Consider the following 16,231-nt stretch of genomic DNA (forward strand, 5'->3'; position numbering starts at 1 on the left):
TCCTAACTTCATTCAGGTCAGTTCGAGGCGCCGATCGGCTTCGGCGCGATCCGGGGAACGTTCTTCCGGGGCGCCGTAGCCCGCGCCGCCTCCGGTCCGCACCACCAGCAGGTCGCCCTTCCGCAGCCGGAACGAGGCCCGGCAGGACAATTGAATCCGGTTCCCCGCGCGCTCCACATGCATCGAACAGGGCTGCCCCGGCTCGCCGCCCAGGAGGCCGCGCGGCGCGGTGGCGAAGCGGTCGGAATAGGTCGAGAAGGTGACGTCGTGGTCGAGAATGCGGTAGCTGCGCTCGAAGCCCAGCCCGCCGCGGTTGCGGCCCCGTCCGCCGGATCCCGGGCGCAGCGCGTAGCGCTCGATACGCAGGAACGGGTAGTCCATCTCCAGCGCCTCGATGGGGATGTTGGCGCAGTTCGACAGCGGGCAGTCGACGCCGTCGGCGCCGTCGGTCTCGACCCCGGCGCCGTAGCCGCCACCAAGGATCTCGAGATAGATGTTGTAGCCCGCCGGCCCCTTGTGGGTCAGGCAGATCGGCGTCGTGGTGTCGAAGCCCTCGGCGATCACCCGGTTCGGGCAGACCTGTGCTAGCGCGTTCATCACGCAGTTAAACACCCGGTGGCTGGCCAGCAGCCGGGCACGCACCGCTGCCGGCCGCCGCGGGTTGAGCAGGGAGCCCTCCGGCGCGGTGACCGTTATGGCCCGCGAAACGCCGTCGTTGAACGGCACGTCGTCCGAGGTCAGCGCCGATTTCACGCAGGCCACAGCTGCCGCGATGGTCGAGGCGAAGGGACAGTTCAGATTGCTGTCGAGCTGTGCGTCGGTGCCGGTGAAATCGATGGCGATGTCGCCGTCGGTAATGCTCAGCTTAGCGCGGATGACAGCCGGCGGGGCCTCCGGGGTGGCGCCCTCGATCCGGGCCTCGGCGGTGTAGTCGCCGGGGGCCAAAGCCGCGATGGCGTTGCGCAGGCGGCGTTCGGAATAGTCCAGCGCCGCTTCCATTGCCGCCTGGAGGGTGTCGTGGCCGTATTGCGCGGCCAAGGCCGAGACCCGCTTGGCGCCGATCAAGTTGGCGGCGAACTGGGCGTTGAGATCGCCAATGGTGGCCTCTGGCAGGCGCACATTGGCGCGGATCAGCCGTTCCAGCGGCCCGCCGCACCAGTCGCGGTCGTAGCTGTATTTCGCCGGCGGCAGGATCAGCCCTTCCTGGTGCACGTCGCTGGCCTCGGCGTTGAGCCCGGGGGCGCCGCCGCCGACGTCGATGTGGTGCACCACCGAGGCGCCGAAGCCGATCAGCGCGCCGGCATGGAAGATCGGCGAGAACAGGAAGATGTCCTGCACGTGCTGGCCTCCCGAGAACGGGTCATTGCTGATGAAGAAGTCGCCGGGCTGTAGGGTCTCGGGCGGGTACGCGGCGAGGCAGGGCGCCAGCGTGTGCGAGATCGAGCCGAGCTGGATCGCCGTCAGTTCGGCCTGCGCGACGACGCGGCCGTGGCGGTCGGTCAGCGCCGCTGAGCAGTCCTGCGCCTCGCGCACGATGGGCGAATGGGCGCAGCGGATCAGCTTGGCCCCCATTTCGTGGCTGGCGGCGATCAGCGCCCGGCTGATGATGGCTTGGTCGACGATGGAGACGGTCATGTCAGGCGTCCTTTCGCGCGAGGATGACGTTGCCGTGGCGGTCGCGCGCGGCGCTCCAGCCGACGGGGACGAAGATCGTCGTGGTGCCGTCCTCGATGAGCATCGGCCCGGGCGCAGGCTCGGGCGGCAGCGCCGGGCCGCGCAGCACCCGCGCCGGGTAGCTGACGCCGCGCTCGCGGATCTGCCAGTCCGGATCGGTGCCGGCAAGCGCCGGGTCCGGGACCGACGCCCGGTCCGTCGCTGACTCCCCGGTTTCGGCCGGCAGCCGCATGCCGACGCGGTAGGACACCACCTCGACCGCCGCCCCCGGCGGCTTGGAGAACTCGAAAATCCGGTGATGCTGGGCCGCAAACGCCTCGGCCAGCGCCCCCACGCTGAGCGCTCCCAGATCTGAAGGCACCGGGACCGGCACCTCGAAGGCCTGCCCGACATATCGCATTTCCAGCGTCAGCTCGGTCTCCGGCGTGCCGGCCAGCCCCTCTGCGGCAAGGTAGGCGCGGCCCTCTTCGGTGAGCCGCTCGACGATGGCGCGGATCCGCGGCAGGGTGTCGGCCTCGAGCGGCAGGCGCTCGGTGGCGACGCTGAAATGCAGGTAGTCCGAGCCCAGAAGCCCGGCCGCCGAGAGCACGCCGGCATGGGCCGGCACCAGTACCCGGGCGATGCCCAGTTCCTCGGCCACGCGCGCGGCGTGCAGCGCCCCGGCGCCGCCGAAGGCCACCAGCGCGAACTCCCGCGGATCCTTGCCGCGCGCGGTGTAGATGGTCTGGATGGCGCGCACGATATTGGCCTCGGCGAGCCGGATCACAGCATCGGCGGCGTCCTCGCGGCTCAGCCCGAGCCGCTCGGACAAGCCGTCGAACACCGCGAGAGCGGCGTCCCGGCTGACAGTGAAACCGATTTCCTCGAAGGAGGCTGCGCGCAGGCTGCCGCGCACGAGGTTGGCGTCGGTCACCGTGGGCTCGGTGCCGCCGCGGCGGTAGCTCGCCGGGCCCGGATCGGCGCCGGCCGATTGCGGGCCGACCCGCAGCATGCCGCCATCGTCGAGCCATGCGATGGAGCCGCCGCCGGCGCCGACGGTGGCGATGTCGACCGCCGGGGTGCGGATCGGCAGGCCGTCGATCTCCATCTGCGCGGTCAACTCGGGCCGACCGTTCTCGACGATCGAGACATCGGCGCTGGTGCCGCCCATGTCGAGCGTGATGATGTTGGCCAGCCCGGCGCGCCGCGCCGCGTTGACCGCGCCGACTACACCTGCCGCCGGCCCCGACAAGAGCGCGGTGATCGGCTGCTGGCCCATCGCCTCGGCCAGCATCCGCCCGCCATTCGACTGCATGACGCTAAGTCGGCCAGTAAAGCCGCGCTCGGCCAACCCGGCGGCGAAGCGCGACAGGTAGCCCTTGATCACCGGCTGCACGAAACCCGACAGCACGGCCGTTGAGGCGCGTTCGTATTCCCGGAACTCGCCGGTCACCTCATGCGAGCAGACCACCGGGAAGGTCGGGTCGCGCTCCGCCACCGCCGCCCGCACTGCGGTCTCGTGGGCCGGGTTGGCATAGGCGTTGAGCAGGCAGACAACGGCAACGTCGAAGCGGCCCGACGCCATCACCGTGTCGAGCGCGACGCTGAGCGCGCCCGCGTCCAGTGGCGCCACCTCGGCACCGCCGGCGGCGATGCGGCCGGGCAGTTCGAAGACCGCGTCGCGTGTCACGATGGGCGCCGGCTTGCGGTATTGCAGGTCGTAGATCGCCCGCCGGTCGTGGCGCTGCAGGGCGAGGATGTCGCGGGTGCCCTCAGTGACAAGCAGCGCCACCCGGACGCCCTTGCGTTCGAGCACGGCATTGGTGGCCACCGTCGAGCCGTGCACGAGATCGGCGATCTCCGCCGGGTCGAGCGCCAGCGCTGCGAGGGCATTGAGCGCGCCGATATCCGGCGCATGAGGCGTGCTCGGCACTTTGGCCACCCGCAGGGCGCCGTCCTCGACGGAGACGATGTCGGTGAAGGTGCCGCCGACTTCGATGCCGACGCGCATGGACTGAAGAGTCATCGGAGTTCCCTGTTGTTGGCCGGACGCCGGGCGTCGCGGGTCAAATGTCGAGGAGCGACGGCAGCCAGAGCGCAATCGACGGAAAGGCCGCCAGGAGCGTCAGGCAGACGAGGTCAGTGACGATGAACCAGGAGACGCCGCGGAAGATGGTGTTGAGTGGGACCTGTCCTCCGAGCGCGCCGCTGATCACATAGACGTTGAGGCCGACCGGCGGCGTCAGCAGGCCGATTTCCAACAGTTTGACGATGATGATGCCGAGCCAGATGAAATCGATGCCATAGGCTTCGGCCAGGGGCATCACGATCGGCAGGGTCAGCAGCATAAGGCCGATGGAATCGACGAACATGCCGAGCAGCAGGTAGAGCAGCGCGATCGAGAACAGCAGCATGTAGGTGCCCAGCCCAGCCTCCAGCATCGCCGCCGAGACCGCGGCCGGCAGTCCCGACAGGGCCAGGAAGTTGGTCAGCATGGTGGTGCCGATCAGGATCAGGAAGATGCCCGAGGTGCCGTGCAGCGTCTGCAGCACCGCGTCGCGCATCGCGGCCCAGGTCAGGGCGCGGCGCAGCAGCGCGATGATCGAGGCCGCGAAGGCTCCGAAGGCGCCGGCCTGGGTCGGGGTGAAGAGGCCGAGGAAGATCCCCGCCATCACGCAGAGAATTAGCACCGGCAGCGGCCAGACATCGACCAGCGCCGCCAAGAGTTCGGCCCGACTGACCCGCGTCGCCACCGGCGGGGCGAGGCTCGGGTCGGCCTTGCAGCGGCCGATGATCATCGCTGCGTAAAGCGCCATGGTCAGCAAGCCCGGCAGGATCCCAGCTATGAACAGCTGACCGATGGAGACCTCGACGTAGTAGCCGTAGATCAGCAGCAGGATACTTGGCGGGATCAGCGAGCCGAGCGTACCACCGGCCGCCACCACGCCTGAGGCGAGGCTCGGATGGTAGCCGTTCCGAAGCATTTCGGGCGTCGCGATCCGGGCCATCGCCGCCGAGGTGGCGATGCTCGATCCGGAAGCAGCGGAGAACAAGCCGCTGGCGCCCACCGTGGCTACCGCCAGCCCGCCGGGTAGAGATGAGAGCACGAGACGCGCCGCGTTGTACAATCCGCGGGTGAGCCCGGTGCTGCTGGCGACGAAGCCCATCAGCAGAAACATCGGGATTGCCGAGAGATTCCAATCGCCGACGAAGGCGAAAGGCACCGAACCGACCATGCCGAGGGCCGCAGTCAGGTTGGCAATCCACACGAAGCCGAGGAACGACACCAAGATCAGCACGATGCCGATGCTCATCCGCATCAGGATCAGCGCGAGGGCGAGCGCGACGCAGATCGCGCCTATGGTCACGTTATCCATCTAGGATGTCCCTTAAGATCAGGCTTCGGCGCCGTGTCGCAGGTCGCGCCAGAGCACGACCAGGACGGAGACGAGGTAGAGGCCAAAGCCCGTCGGCAGCAGCCAGCGGCTGGGCCAGATCTGGATCAGCGTGGTGCCCATCATCATCTCGCGCCGCTCGGTCGCGGCCAGCGCCTTGTCGATCGAGACATGGGTCAGAAGTACCAGCACTGCGACAGTGGCCAGCCCAGTGAGCAATGAAAGCGCTGTCTGAAGCAGTTGCGGCAGCGTCCGGACGAGCACATCGGTCTTGATGTGCTCGCCGGCAAGTTCGGTGCTGCCGAGGGGCAGGAAGACGATGCCGACCATCAGGTAGAAGGCGACGATCTCGATCACGTTGACGATCGGGCGCCCGAATAGCCAGGAGGCGGCGATGTCGGCGGTGACCAGCAGCATCATGGCGACGAGGATCAGCCCGGCCAGGACCATGATCGCCGCGTTGGCGCCGCGGACCGCGCGCAGAAGGTGGTGCATGGCGCTGCCTCCCGGGTCCTGCTCAGTCCATCGCGTAGGTGGCGGCGTCGACCGTGCCAAAGAGCTCGTCCCGGGCGATCGCCACCATCGCGTCCCGGTCGTCGCGGTCCATGTCGCCAAGCCGCGCCTGCCACTTCGCCACGATTTCCTCGAACTCGGCGATCAGCGCCTCCGGGGCCTCCATACGGAAGGTCTCGGCGCCCAGCTTGACCGCGTTGGCGCGCACCTCGGCGCCGAAGTCGCGCACCGATTGCTGCAGGTCCTCGGCCGGGGTGATCACCTCGACACCGTGGTCGGCGGCCTCTTCGAGCGCCGTCAAGTCGTCCGAGACATATTGCACGGTCTCGTCGATCATCGCCTCGGGAAGGGTGTCGAGAAAGGCCTGCCGCTGGGCGTCGGAGAGCGACTGCCAGAAATCGCGGTTGGCGCCCTGCGAATAGCCGGCCCAGTAAAGCCCGAGCTCCAGCAAGGTGACGTATTTGGCGACGTCCCAGAGCGACCGGCTCTTGAGGTCGAGCGCGGTGATCGCGGCACAGTCGAGCTGGCCCTTGTCGAGCCCGTCATACATCTCGCTCGACGGCACGTTGACCGGCACCCCGCCGACGCTGGCCACCCAGTCCGACTGCGCCGCGCCGGGCACCCGGATCTTCTTGCCCTGCATGTCGGCCAGCGTCTCGATCCGGCTGGAACAGAGAAGCACATAGGGCGAGGTCGAGTAGCCGCCGAGATAGGCGATGTTGTTGTCCTTCCACTGCGCCTGCAGCCGGTCGAGGGTCATGTTGGCCTCGGTCACCGCGAAGGCCAGCGGGTAGGGGTTTGCGTAGTTGAAGGCGATTTGCGACAGCACGTTGTCGGCCGGCAGATCGGCCGGCGTATAAGTGCCGGCATGGTAGCCGATTTGCGCGATGCCGTCGGAGATCCCGCTCAGATGCTCGCCCGGCGCCAGCAGCACCGGCCCGGTAAACAGCGTAGGCTTCAAAGACCCGCCCGAGGCGGCTTCGAGCCGCGGAAGCCATTCTACGTAAGAATGATTGGCCAGTGGATGACCGGCAGGGAGCCAGACGCTTGCGTTGAACCTGACGGTAGATTCCTGTGCTTGGATGCCGGTAGCGGCAACGAGAACGGCGGCAAGAAGCGCGCCGGCTCCGGCCGATGACGGTATACTGCGGGTCATTCCAAAGTTTTCCTATCCTGTCAGGGCATCATTTATTTTCTTATGACATCAATAGAGGGGGAACCGGACCGAACTGTCCAATGCCTTTAGCAGATCAATTTATCCGAAAACCGGATTAAACGGGTGTCAGAGGACGCGGCCTGGTAAAAGTTCCTTAGTCCGGCCCGTTTTTGGGCGGCACGCTGAAACGGTCTGGAATCGCTCGGGCAGGGAACAAGCCAGTAGGGCCAAGCGACGAGTGAGGTGCACCCCGGAAGCAGGACACGGACGGAAGCTCGATCTGAGGTCATCTTGTTCTTCGAGAAGGATACGGACGAGATGGCGAACAGGAAGCGGCACGGGACCGCAGCATCCAATTCGAAGGTGACGCTCGAGGCGCTGAAGGGGGAGCAGACGGTTGCCGAGCTGGCGGCTCGGTTCGAAGTGCATCCGACGCTGATCCATCAATGGAAGAAGGCCCTGTTGGGATAGGTGAGGACCTCAAGGGTATTTGTCGCAACCCAGTTTTGAATGTGCCCCGGCTACAAGGCAAAAACGCATAATGGAAATTATGTAGTCATTTGCCGTCTTCCGCAGGGCCTCCGGCGCTACGTCGAGGCGCTCGACCATCTACGACGGATCAACACCCGGCTGGCCGCGCGCAACCGCACTGAGGCCGAGATCGAGGTCATGCTGGCCGAGGCTCGGACTTTCGATGCCGCCTAGAAGCACTCGACTACCTCGCCATGTCGGCGACCAAACGTGACTTCCACATGGCGATTGCGGCGGCCGGGCGGAACTCCTACTTCGTCCGCGCCTAGGAACGGCTGCTCTACCAAGGCCGCCGCATGCTGCACATGCATTTCAACTTCATCCGGAACTCCTCCTCGGACCGTCTGCTGTCGACCGATCACTACGACATCGTCGAAGCCATTTGTGCGCAGGACGCGCTGCTTGCCCACCGGCTGGCTCACGTGCACACCCGGCAATTCCACAGCCGCTTCACGGAGTTTCTGCGCGTGCTACGACGATGGCGCCAATCAACGACGCCAATTCCCCGTCGCAGGGCAAGCGCAGACGGTGGCGGTTTGGTACGGTTGAGCCGAAATCAACGCCAGTTTGCGGCATCAAACGGTTTTCGCCGTGACGCGGACCGCTTGCCCGAGCATGAGCTGCGGCGGCTCGACCCACCGTTTCCGCGATCATGCGGTAAGCCGCGGAGCTGCCTCCGGGAGGTCTTCAATCAGGAGCAAGGCGTCCGCGACCAGCGCAGGCTTCGACATGCCTTGAACCTCGATCGTCGAGCTCAGCGCGAGCAGGGTGCCGTTGCCGCGAAGGGTCGCGGATGACACGGTCTGGGTAAGCCGGATCCGCGACCCGACCGTCACCGGCGCCGTGAAGCGCACCTTGTCATAGCCGTAATTCAGTCCGGCGCCACGGCACTTAATGCGAAACAGCTGTCGCTGCAGGCGCGGGACCAGCGATACGAGGTAGAGCCCGTGCACGATGGTCTTGCCGCCGGGCAGTTCACGCGCCGCGCGGGTCACGTCGACGTGGATCCAGTGATCGTCTCCCGAAAGCCGGGCGAACTCGTCGATCTCTTGCTGCACCTGATCTGCAGCGACGGGCAGATCGCCGCCACCGCCCTGCCCGGTGTCGCTGGAGGACGCGCCGCTGGCCCGGCCGCGCGGCCTGACCGGGCCCTGCCCCGCAAGCTGGCAGCCCGCGGCGCCGGACGCCGCGATCTTCCAGACCGGCCCGGTCTGGGCAGGCGAGCTCGACCCCCATGGCGGCCCGAGGGTCGAAGCCATCTTTCGCCGTGCCGCGATCGCCATCACCCACCATTTCGGCCATCACGGCCCCGAGAAGCTGCCGATGTAGGGCGTGCTGGAACTGCCGGGCTTCTTCTCCGGCGCCTGCGAGGCGGCCGACCGGCTGTGGACGCTGGCGCAGGAGGGGCGCGCGCTGGTGCTGACAGACAAATGCTAACCAGTCTCCGCTTGGGTCAGGAGCTCTACCCTTAGGCCGCGCAGAGCCCGCGCCAATCGGCGAGAGCGGCGGCGCGATTCAGCTTGAAGTTGGCGCGGGATGAGAAGCTGCGCTCCGAGTTGAAATGGTTCGAGATGGAGGCATGAACGGCTGCGAACATCTGAAGGCTGAGGTGGTCCCCATAATCCGGACACTTGGCTAAGCTTGCCGCCAACGAGTACGAGGACTGACAGCGTGGCTGGCAAACGGAAGAACTACAGCGCCGAGTTCAAGGCGAAGGTGGCCCTGGAGGCGATAAGGGGCGAGATGACGGTCGCTGAGCTGGTGGCGAAGCACGGCGTGCATCAGACGGTGATCAACACCTGGAAACGCCAGGCGATCGAGGGGATGACCGGTGTGTTCTCGGGCAAAGCCGAGGCGAAGGCTGCCGAGAAGGAAGGCGAAATCGAGAGACTTCATGCCAAGATCGGCCAGCTGGTGGTGGAACGCGATTTTTTAGCGAAAGCCTCCGGCCGGTGAGCGTGGCCCGGAGGCGGGAGACGATCGATCCACGGCACCCCGTGCTGTCGATCGTCCGGCAGTACGCACTGATCGGTATCAGTCGGTCCGCATGGTATGGGCCGGGCAGGACCGAAACGCCGCTGAACCTGGCGCTGATGAAACTCATCGATGCGCAATTCATGGAGACGCCGTTCTACGGCAGCCGCCAGATGGCAAGGCATCTGCGCAACCACGGCTATTGCGTCGGGCGCAAGCGCATCCGGCGGCTGATGGCGATGATGGGTCTGCGGGCGGTCTACCAGAAGCCGAAGACGACCGTGCCCCATCCCGAGCACCGCAAGTTTCCGTATCTGCTGCGGAACATGGTGATCGATCGCCCGGACCAGGCCTGGTGCGCAGACATTACCTACATCCCGATGCGTCGGGGCTTCCTGTACCTCGTGGCTATCATGGACTGGGCGACGCGCCGGGTGCTGTCCTGGCGGCTGTCGAACTCGATGGACGTCGAGTTCTGCATCGAGGCCCTCGAAGACGCGATGCGGCTACACGGGCGGCCCGGAATATTCAACACGGACCAGGGATCGCAATTCAACAGTCCCCGTTTCACCGACGTGCTGCTGGACGCGAAGGTGCGGATATCGATGGACGGCCGCGGGCGCTGGATGGATAACGTCATAATCGAGCGTCTATGGCGTTCGCTGAAGTACGAGTGAGTCTACCTGAATGCTTTCGAGACCGGGTCCGAGGCCCGTGCCGGGATCGGAAAATGGATCGCATTCTACAACACCGCGCGCCCCCACTCGGCGCTCGGAGGACGGACACCGGTCGAGGCCCACGAGGGCCCCGGCATGAAGGCGGCGGCATGATCAACAGGCAAGCTTAGCAGCGCCGCAAACCTGTCCGGGAAACGGGGACCACCTCAGGCTTCGCATTCGCCTGAACCGAAGCATCGCCACGATTGTTCGCCCAGCGGCCGGTCTCCTGGCGGGCGCCGGCCCCATTGATTTGAGCGCCGCGCCGTAGGACCTCAGCTAGTCGGTCACGATTGCCGCCGGTTTGCCATGCCGACGCATCGCTCGCCTGAAGAAGTTCAACGCGGCCTTCCTGTCCCGTCGCCTGGTCACGTAGCTTTCCAGGACCTCGCCCTCGTGATCCACGGCCCGCCACAGATAATGCTGCTCGCCGTTTATCTTCACGAACATCTCGTCAAGGTGCCACCGCCATCGGCTCGACCGCATACCGCCAACCCGGCGTTTCCGGATCTCGGCCGCGAATACCGGACCGAAGCGGCGCCACCAGTAGCGGACGGTTTCGTGGCTCACATCGATGCCGCGCCTCGTGCAGCAGATCCTCGGCGTTTCGCAGCGACAACGGAAAACGGATGTAGAGCATGACCGCGAGACGGATGATCTCGGGCGACGTCTTGAAGTAGCGGAACGGGCTGCGTTTGGTCATCCCGCGAGGCTAGATGGCCGCCCTGCCCCGGCTCAAGCGGAGTTTCTCTGACAGCGCCCCCACCTAGGTTTATTCTCCAATTTTCGGTCGGGTACTTCCGAAGTGGGGCCCATGGTCATCAGTAGAATGCGCCTTACTCCGGGCTTGAGTTTGGTGCTTATCTGTCGAAGTGCCGTGCTTGCCGATCCGGGCACCAGAGTACAACTGTCTAACCTCTGAGGGTTCAACTCCGTCCGCTTGCATGACGAGGCGGATCATAGGATCGGCGAGCATTTCCTCAAGGAAGAAATCTGCTAAAGGCTGTTCGGTCAGCTTGTCTTTCGCGATTGCGAACTCCAGATCGGCAAGCGGCACGGTTAGTGTACGACTCAAGCCCGGATGCGAGGCTCGAGGATGAAGGTTCAAAAGAACGGACGCCCTCCAGTCGCCCGGCTCAATCCAATTGACGGGATCTAGAAAATAGGTTTCGACCTCATACTCACCGGGTGGAAGGGTTTCGTTGAAGCCCGGAAGTTGGAAGGACCGAAGAAAAATCGCAGTAGTCTTTATTGATCTGGCCATCAGTGGTCTCCTGCTTCGGCTTCCCTCGCACTGCCTCTGTGACGTGCGGGAGAGCGGTTTTCGCGGGAAGTAAATTTGCCCTTAATAGAACCGGAATTAGCACTATGCTCGGAACTCACCTGGTCTCGCGGTAGACGAAGTGGCATCAGTTAATTTTAAGGAATGCACTTTCCATCGATTAACTGGAAACCTTCGTCACAACGCCAGCCGTTCCCGGTCCGGTCCAGATGGGCGTTATCGGGCAGGCTGATCGCGACGCAATATCCCGCCACCGCCTCGTATCCCCTCACGCACCGCTAGTTCGGGCCATAGCTCTCAAGAGACAAGAAGGCATTGTCCGGCAACTCAACTCGGTCACAACGGCCATGATTCTCGAAAAAGCCCCGTTCACAGGCCCATTTGGCGCCGTATAGGGAATTGGTAAGGTAGCCGTTCTGCGGAACCTCGATCGCTAAGCAAGCATCATCCGTCTCCATGAAGCCACGTTCACACGCCCATCCAGGGCCAAAGCTTTCTTCCGTAAGAAACGCGTGTTCCGGCAGTTCGATCAATACGCAGGCTTCGCGTTCCTTTCGGTAGCCTCGATCACATCTCCAACCGAAACCGGATGATCGTAAAAACGCATTGTCGGGAATCTGGATAAACGCGCATATATTGCCGTTTTTCTCGTGCCCACGAACACACGCCCATCCAGGCCCGTATGCTTGGCCAGTGGCGTAAGCGTTTTCGGGGATCTCGATTGCAGCGCATTTGGCTCCTTCGATTCGGTACCCCACGTCACAATCCCAGCCATCGCCGTAGTTCCGCGCCTTCGCATTCTTCGGTATAGGTCCAGTGCCATCCTGCGCGTAGAGTGGAAGCGCCTGAACGAATGTCAGGGCAGCGGCGGCGATCACAACCGGCAACACGCAAAGTTTCCGCTTTTTGGCAGCGATCATGCTCATCTCTTTTCCCCTCTTGTGCCAACGGTTGCTCGAGCAGTTCAACGAGGTCTGGAAAGGTCGTACGCGCCGGGCGAGTGACGCGGTCCCCATCAAGAATGCCACCCACCTCACCTCTTCTGATTTCATGGGCTTCGGAGGACAGGCTACCGTTAATGAATCGCCAACATTGCTGAACTTTCGCACTGTGCGGCATCGGTTCGAGCACGCTGGATGCAAGCCCAAACGACAACAGAATGTGATTTAGTGGAAGGGCGATGGCAGATCTTCACAAAGCCGGTCACATCGCCCGCAGCGGCATCAACTTCCACCCCGCAGACCCTTGGGTGATCCCTTCGAGGGAGCTCCTTACTGTTCCCACACAGATGAAGCGCCGTTTGACGCTCGTCAAACGGCGGGGTCCAGTTCTTTCCATCGTCAGTGCCGCAGACGCTCCCGCCTTACAAAGCTATGACTGCGCCGCCTGGTTTCTGTAGAGTGGCGTGGGAGTTTCCAACTCTCAGAGGTCAATTAGACAAGCGCTCTTTCGTTTCGGCGCGTCCAAAATCGCTTGCGTCGATGGTACTGGCGCAGGTTCGAAAGATGTCCGCAGTAGCCGACGCTCCCACCCTTTTGGTGTACTCCGTGGCAACAAAAGTTAGCAGACGGTCAAGAACAGAAGTCGAACTTAATCCATTCAATATCGCCGTGTGGGAGATGCGGAATAGCTCATTATCCAAGATTCGTATGGAAGCAGAAGCCTGTGATTTCGTGGTTCTGGACAATCCGAACACCCTCCATTTAATTTTAAAGCAAGACTTTTAGCGCGCAATCCAAACCCCCTCTTCGTGCAGAATCTGGGTCACAGGTTTGGTGTCACACTCGCTGATTTCAGGGGCGTAATGATAGACCTGTGGTGTGTCATTCGTGATGATATCGGGATCCAATATCAGACAGACCATAGGATCAGTTAACACTTCCTCAAGGATGTCGGAACTCAGAGCTTGACCAAAAGGCTTGCATTTCGTTTCAATCTGAGTCATTGCCGGGCGCATAGATGTTGAACCGCTTTGGAGGCGAAGACCGCTGCTCGGACTTAAGTTGATCTGGGTGATTTGCTCGATAAACGTTTGCGAATCGTCTATCTTGACGTGAATTGTATACTCGCCAGGCGGAATAGTTCCGACCAAGCCATTTAGCTCAAACGGCCGACCGAAGCCAGCCGAGGTCTTGATCCTGAAAATCATGCTTCGAGTCCTCCTGGACCGCGGCATGGTAGCGGTACGGCACCCTTCGAAAGGGCCCGGTCGTACGTCAGGTAAACGAATTAGCGGAGCTGTCGCCGCGCCGACCTGACACGCCATCTGCGTGCGGTATGGGCCGTAGCTTTTGGCATGCCCTCTCTGCAGGGGCTGTCCCCGGCGCGCCTAACTCCATACTTAGTGTCACCGCAGCAAAATTGCGAGGCCTGTTCCCACCTCAGTGAAGTTTTTTTGTGAAACTTTGGAGCATGAGGTTGGGCAGCGTCGGCTCATGTCCCAGCTCGCTCTCTAATCGCTTCCGTTAAGGTCTGATCCCCAAATGCTTCCGTCCTGTGTGGGACTCTGGGGTTCTCTGCGCGGTCACCGCGCGGGCGCCGCGATGCGTTCAAGGCCGCGCGAATCGAAGTTGTGTGTGCGGTCTGTCGTGCCGCATCCGCGGGAGCGATCTCACCCTCGCCATGCGTCCCGGCCGGCCGCATTCCAGTGTGGTTCGAAGGTCAGCGTCGTTCTGATCGTGGTCTTACGCCATGGCTACCTCCCGGAAAGGAGTGCCGGAACGCCACATGGCATGCAGCATGATGGCCAGCTTCCGGGCCAAAGCGACCGTCGCCTTGCGCGGTCCCGTTCTCTCGGCAGCCGCTTTGGCGCAATCACGCAGGCGGGCACTGAGGTGGTCACCGAAAACCTGGCGACCGGCTAAGCTTGCCGCCAACGGTGACAAGGACGAACAGCGTGGCTGGCAAACGAAAGGATTACAGTGCCGAGTTCAAGGTGAAGGTGGCGCTCGAGGCGATCCGTGGTGAGATGACGGTGGCCGAACTGGTGGCGAAGCACCGCGTGCATTAGACTCTGAATAACACCTGGAAGCGGCAGGCACTCGAGGGCAGGTTGGGGATTTTCTTGGGAGGCCGTGGATAAGGAGGGTGAGATCGAGAAGCCGCACGCCAAGATCGGCCAGCTTGTGGTAGAACGCGATTCTTTAGCCATAGGTTGGTCTTACCCCCGTTTCACCGGACACTCAGGCGGTTGCGGTTTGAGCTTGGATGAACTCGCGAGGCGAGCGCATCTTCAGCGCTGAGTGCGGGTGGCTGGTGTTGTAGTCCTCGAACCACCCGGCAATCAATTCGAGGACGGCGGCAGCGTCGGGCAGCGGCGTGACCTGCACGTAGTCGCGCTTCAAGGTCTTCACGAATGCCTCCGATACGCCGTTGCTCTCTGGGCTCCTCACCGGCGTGAAGCACGGCTTCAGCCCGAGCTGACGCGCAAAGATGCGTGTGCCGTGCGCGGTGTAGGGCGAGCCATTGTCGCTCAGCATCTCGACGGGATGCGGCGCGCGGTAGCCGCCGAACCGGGCCTCCACGGCCTCCAGCATCATGTCGCGGACATCGGACCCGCTGATGCCGGCGCCCGCCACGGCGCGCCATGAGATGATCTCGCGGTCATGCGCATCGATGATGAACGCGCCGCGGATGATCTCCTTGTTCCAGCACGTGAACTCGAACCCGTCGGAGCACCAGCGAAGGTTTGAGCGTATCGTCACGACCTTGCCGTCGTGGGTGCGCTCCGTCCTCTCGGCATGTGTTCGTGCCAGCAGAAGGCTATGGGCCTGCATGATGCGATACACGCGCTTGTGGTTCGCCGGGGCTTTGCCATCCGCCCGCAGAAGCCGGTTCAGGAGCGCCGTGATGCGGCGATAGCCATAGGTCGGCCGCGCCGCCACCAGCGCCTCGATCAGCGGCAGCAGCGCCGCGTCTTGCGCTTTGTGATAGCGCCGCCGCGGCTTCGCGCTCCCGCTCAGCCGGACATGCAGGTTCGACCTGGAGACGCCCAGCGTCTCGACCACGGCCTTCACCGGGAACCGTCCTTCAGCTGCGACTGTGCGAGCCAGGTCCGTTTTTTTGAGCGCGACTTGTCCAGCGCCTCCTTGAGGATCTCGACCTCAAGCGTCTTGCGACCGAGCTGGCGCTCGAGCTCGCGGATACGATCCTCCATCTGCCTAACGGCACGATTGCTGGTCACATCGTCATCCTCGGACACGGCCACCGCTCCTCCGTCCAGCATCAGACGACGCCAACGATACAACAGGTTCGGAGCCACACCATTCCGGCGTGCGACCACAGAGATGCTGGCGCCGTCCTCCAACGTCTCCTCGACGATCCGCAGCTTCTCGGTGGCAGGCCAGCGGCGCCGGCGGCCGCCATCGGTGATGATCTCTATCTCAGACATGAGCACGTGCTCAGGCATATGCCTAAGCCTCCATGGCTATGCCCAAGTGTCCGGTCGAAACGGGGGCCAGTTCATAGGTGAGCGGGCGAACGCCATCGGTCCGAGAGAGCCCGCGAACGGCCGGTGAGCGTGGCCCGGAAGCGTGAGATGATCGAGGCGCGCCACCCGGCGCTGTCGATCATCCTGCAATGTGCCCTGATCGGCATCAGCCGGTCCGCTTGGTATGGCCCGGGCAAGGGCGAGACCCCGCTGAACCTGGCGCTGATGAAGTTAATCGACGCGCAGTTCATGGAGACGCCGTTCTACGGCAGCCGTCAGATGGCGAGGCACCTCCGCAACCAAGGCTACTGCGTCGAGCGCAAGCGCGTCCGGCGGCTGATGGCCCGGATGGCTCTGCGGCCAAGGTCGAGTAACAGCGCTTCGAGTTGTGGAAGCGCTCGAGGTAATCGAAGACGTCGCTGCGCGCGGCGTCCCTGGTGTGCGAGACCTTGCGGGCTCTGCTGTGACCCCCGGTTTTCCCTCCATCTGATGATAGAGTCCGGCCCAAACGAGAGGACCGGAAGATGAAGAGATCGAAGTTCAGCGAAGAGCAGATCATCGCGATCCTGCGGGAACAGGAAG

13 protein-coding genes and 5 pseudogenes are annotated in these 16,231 nt (G+C 63.6%); 6 read left to right on the plus strand and 12 right to left on the minus strand.

The window, feature by feature from the left end:
- Positions 1-12 precede the first annotated feature (12 nt).
- From ACXYMW_RS12720 to ACXYMW_RS12740, 5 genes are read right to left on the minus strand one after another with little or no spacing between them, the layout of a single operon-like run.
- Positions 13-1,635, minus strand: coding sequence for a hydantoinase B/oxoprolinase family protein (locus ACXYMW_RS12720; protein WP_459035703.1), 1,623 nt, complete (start codon positions 1,633-1,635; stop codon positions 13-15).
- A gap of 1 nt (position 1,636) precedes the next feature.
- Positions 1,637-3,679, minus strand: a complete 2,043-nt coding sequence (locus tag ACXYMW_RS12725) for a hydantoinase/oxoprolinase family protein (protein WP_459035704.1) — start codon at positions 3,677-3,679, stop codon at positions 1,637-1,639.
- Positions 3,680-3,719: 40 nt separating this feature from the next.
- The gene (locus ACXYMW_RS12730) at positions 3,720-5,030 is read right to left on the minus strand and encodes a TRAP transporter large permease (protein ID WP_459035705.1); all 1,311 of its coding nucleotides are present in this window, start codon (positions 5,028-5,030) and stop codon (positions 3,720-3,722) included.
- 18 nt (positions 5,031-5,048) lie between these two features.
- On the minus strand, positions 5,049-5,543 hold the full coding sequence (locus tag ACXYMW_RS12735) for a TRAP transporter small permease subunit (RefSeq protein ID WP_459035706.1): 495 nt from the start codon (positions 5,541-5,543) through the stop codon (positions 5,049-5,051).
- A 22-nt stretch (positions 5,544-5,565) separates the two neighbouring features.
- Positions 5,566-6,717, minus strand: coding sequence for a C4-dicarboxylate TRAP transporter substrate-binding protein (locus tag ACXYMW_RS12740; RefSeq protein WP_459035707.1), 1,152 nt, complete (start codon positions 6,715-6,717; stop codon positions 5,566-5,568).
- 291 nt (positions 6,718-7,008) lie between these two features.
- On the opposite strand from ACXYMW_RS12740, the gene ACXYMW_RS12745 reads away from it, so the two are divergent.
- Together ACXYMW_RS12745 and ACXYMW_RS12750 are read left to right on the plus strand one after the other, a co-directional pair.
- Positions 7,009-7,188, plus strand: a complete 180-nt coding sequence (locus tag ACXYMW_RS12745) for a transposase (protein ID WP_459035708.1) — start codon at positions 7,009-7,011, stop codon at positions 7,186-7,188.
- Between the two features lie 39 nt (positions 7,189-7,227).
- The gene (locus tag ACXYMW_RS12750; RefSeq protein ID WP_459035709.1) at positions 7,228-7,422 is read left to right on the plus strand and encodes a hypothetical protein; all 195 of its coding nucleotides are present in this window, start codon (positions 7,228-7,230) and stop codon (positions 7,420-7,422) included.
- A gap of 476 nt (positions 7,423-7,898) precedes the next feature.
- Here ACXYMW_RS12750 and ACXYMW_RS12755 read toward each other — a convergent pair whose 3' ends face one another.
- The gene (locus ACXYMW_RS12755) at positions 7,899-8,306 is read right to left on the minus strand and encodes a MaoC family dehydratase (RefSeq protein WP_459035710.1); all 408 of its coding nucleotides are present in this window, start codon (positions 8,304-8,306) and stop codon (positions 7,899-7,901) included.
- A 43-nt stretch (positions 8,307-8,349) separates the two neighbouring features.
- Here ACXYMW_RS12755 and ACXYMW_RS12760 point away from each other — a divergent pair, with 43 nt between their 5' ends.
- Positions 8,350-8,577: a hypothetical protein gene (locus tag ACXYMW_RS12760; RefSeq protein ID WP_459035711.1), complete on the plus strand. Its 228-nt coding sequence runs from the start codon at positions 8,350-8,352 to the stop codon at positions 8,575-8,577.
- Between the two features lie 139 nt (positions 8,578-8,716).
- Here the strand turns inward: ACXYMW_RS12760 and ACXYMW_RS12765 are convergent.
- Positions 8,717-8,854 (minus strand): annotated as a pseudogene (locus ACXYMW_RS12765) (IS6 family transposase); the annotation flags it as partial.
- Between the two features lie 65 nt (positions 8,855-8,919).
- Here ACXYMW_RS12765 and ACXYMW_RS12770 point away from each other — a divergent pair.
- Positions 8,920-10,052 (plus strand): annotated as a pseudogene (locus tag ACXYMW_RS12770) (IS3 family transposase).
- A gap of 76 nt (positions 10,053-10,128) precedes the next feature.
- Here ACXYMW_RS12770 and ACXYMW_RS12775 read toward each other — a convergent pair.
- The 4 genes and pseudogenes from ACXYMW_RS12775 to ACXYMW_RS12790 all read right to left on the minus strand — a co-directional run.
- Positions 10,129-10,641, minus strand: a pseudogene (locus tag ACXYMW_RS12775) (IS6 family transposase); the annotation flags it as partial.
- Between the two features lie 69 nt (positions 10,642-10,710).
- Complete coding sequence (locus ACXYMW_RS12780) at positions 10,711-11,202, minus strand: hypothetical protein (protein WP_459035712.1); 492 nt, start codon at positions 11,200-11,202, stop codon at positions 10,711-10,713.
- A gap of 296 nt (positions 11,203-11,498) precedes the next feature.
- Entirely contained in the window at positions 11,499-12,146 is a 648-nt protein-coding gene (locus tag ACXYMW_RS12785; RefSeq protein ID WP_459035713.1) for a hypothetical protein, read from the minus strand.
- A gap of 797 nt (positions 12,147-12,943) precedes the next feature.
- Positions 12,944-13,369, minus strand: coding sequence for a hypothetical protein (locus ACXYMW_RS12790; RefSeq protein ID WP_459035714.1), 426 nt, complete (start codon positions 13,367-13,369; stop codon positions 12,944-12,946).
- Positions 13,370-14,116: 747 nt separating this feature from the next.
- On the opposite strand from ACXYMW_RS12790, the pseudogene ACXYMW_RS12795 reads away from it, so the two are divergent.
- Positions 14,117-14,375 (plus strand): annotated as a pseudogene (locus ACXYMW_RS12795) (transposase); the annotation flags it as partial.
- Between the two features lie 27 nt (positions 14,376-14,402).
- Here ACXYMW_RS12795 and ACXYMW_RS12800 read toward each other — a convergent pair.
- Positions 14,403-15,628 (minus strand): IS3 family transposase gene (locus tag ACXYMW_RS12800; protein WP_459035715.1). Its coding sequence is split into 2 segments (ribosomal slippage): positions 14,403-15,286 and positions 15,286-15,628, totalling 1,227 coding nucleotides; the frame shifts between segments, so codons are not numbered across the junction.
- Positions 15,629-15,727: 99 nt separating this feature from the next.
- On the opposite strand from ACXYMW_RS12800, the pseudogene ACXYMW_RS12805 reads away from it, so the two are divergent.
- A pseudogene (locus ACXYMW_RS12805) lies at positions 15,728-16,009 on the plus strand (IS3 family transposase); the annotation flags it as partial.
- Positions 16,010-16,231 lie beyond the last annotated feature (222 nt).

Source organism: Roseivivax sp. CAU 1761, assembly GCF_054482755.1.

What these genes read in the sequence shown, in the direction of transcription:
- ACXYMW_RS12730 (WP_459035705.1), bottom strand. Translation starts at nt 5,030, where the DNA reads ATGGATAACGTGACCATAGGCGCGATCTGCGTCGCGCTCGCCCTCGCG.
- ACXYMW_RS12720 (WP_459035703.1), bottom strand. Translation starts at nt 1,635, where the DNA reads ATGACCGTCTCCATCGTCGACCAAGCCATCATCAGCCGGGCGCTGATC.
- ACXYMW_RS12780 (WP_459035712.1), bottom strand. Translation starts at nt 11,202, where the DNA reads ATGGCCAGATCAATAAAGACTACTGCGATTTTTCTTCGGTCCTTCCAA.
- ACXYMW_RS12750 (WP_459035709.1), top strand. Translation starts at nt 7,228, where the DNA reads ATGTGCCCCGGCTACAAGGCAAAAACGCATAATGGAAATTATGTAGTC.
- ACXYMW_RS12735 (WP_459035706.1), bottom strand. Translation starts at nt 5,543, where the DNA reads ATGCACCACCTTCTGCGCGCGGTCCGCGGCGCCAACGCGGCGATCATG.
- ACXYMW_RS12785 (WP_459035713.1), bottom strand. Translation starts at nt 12,146, where the DNA reads ATGAGCATGATCGCTGCCAAAAAGCGGAAACTTTGCGTGTTGCCGGTT.
- ACXYMW_RS12790 (WP_459035714.1), bottom strand. Translation starts at nt 13,369, where the DNA reads ATGATTTTCAGGATCAAGACCTCGGCTGGCTTCGGTCGGCCGTTTGAG.
- ACXYMW_RS12725 (WP_459035704.1), bottom strand. Translation starts at nt 3,679, where the DNA reads ATGACTCTTCAGTCCATGCGCGTCGGCATCGAAGTCGGCGGCACCTTC.
- ACXYMW_RS12740 (WP_459035707.1), bottom strand. Translation starts at nt 6,717, where the DNA reads ATGACCCGCAGTATACCGTCATCGGCCGGAGCCGGCGCGCTTCTTGCC.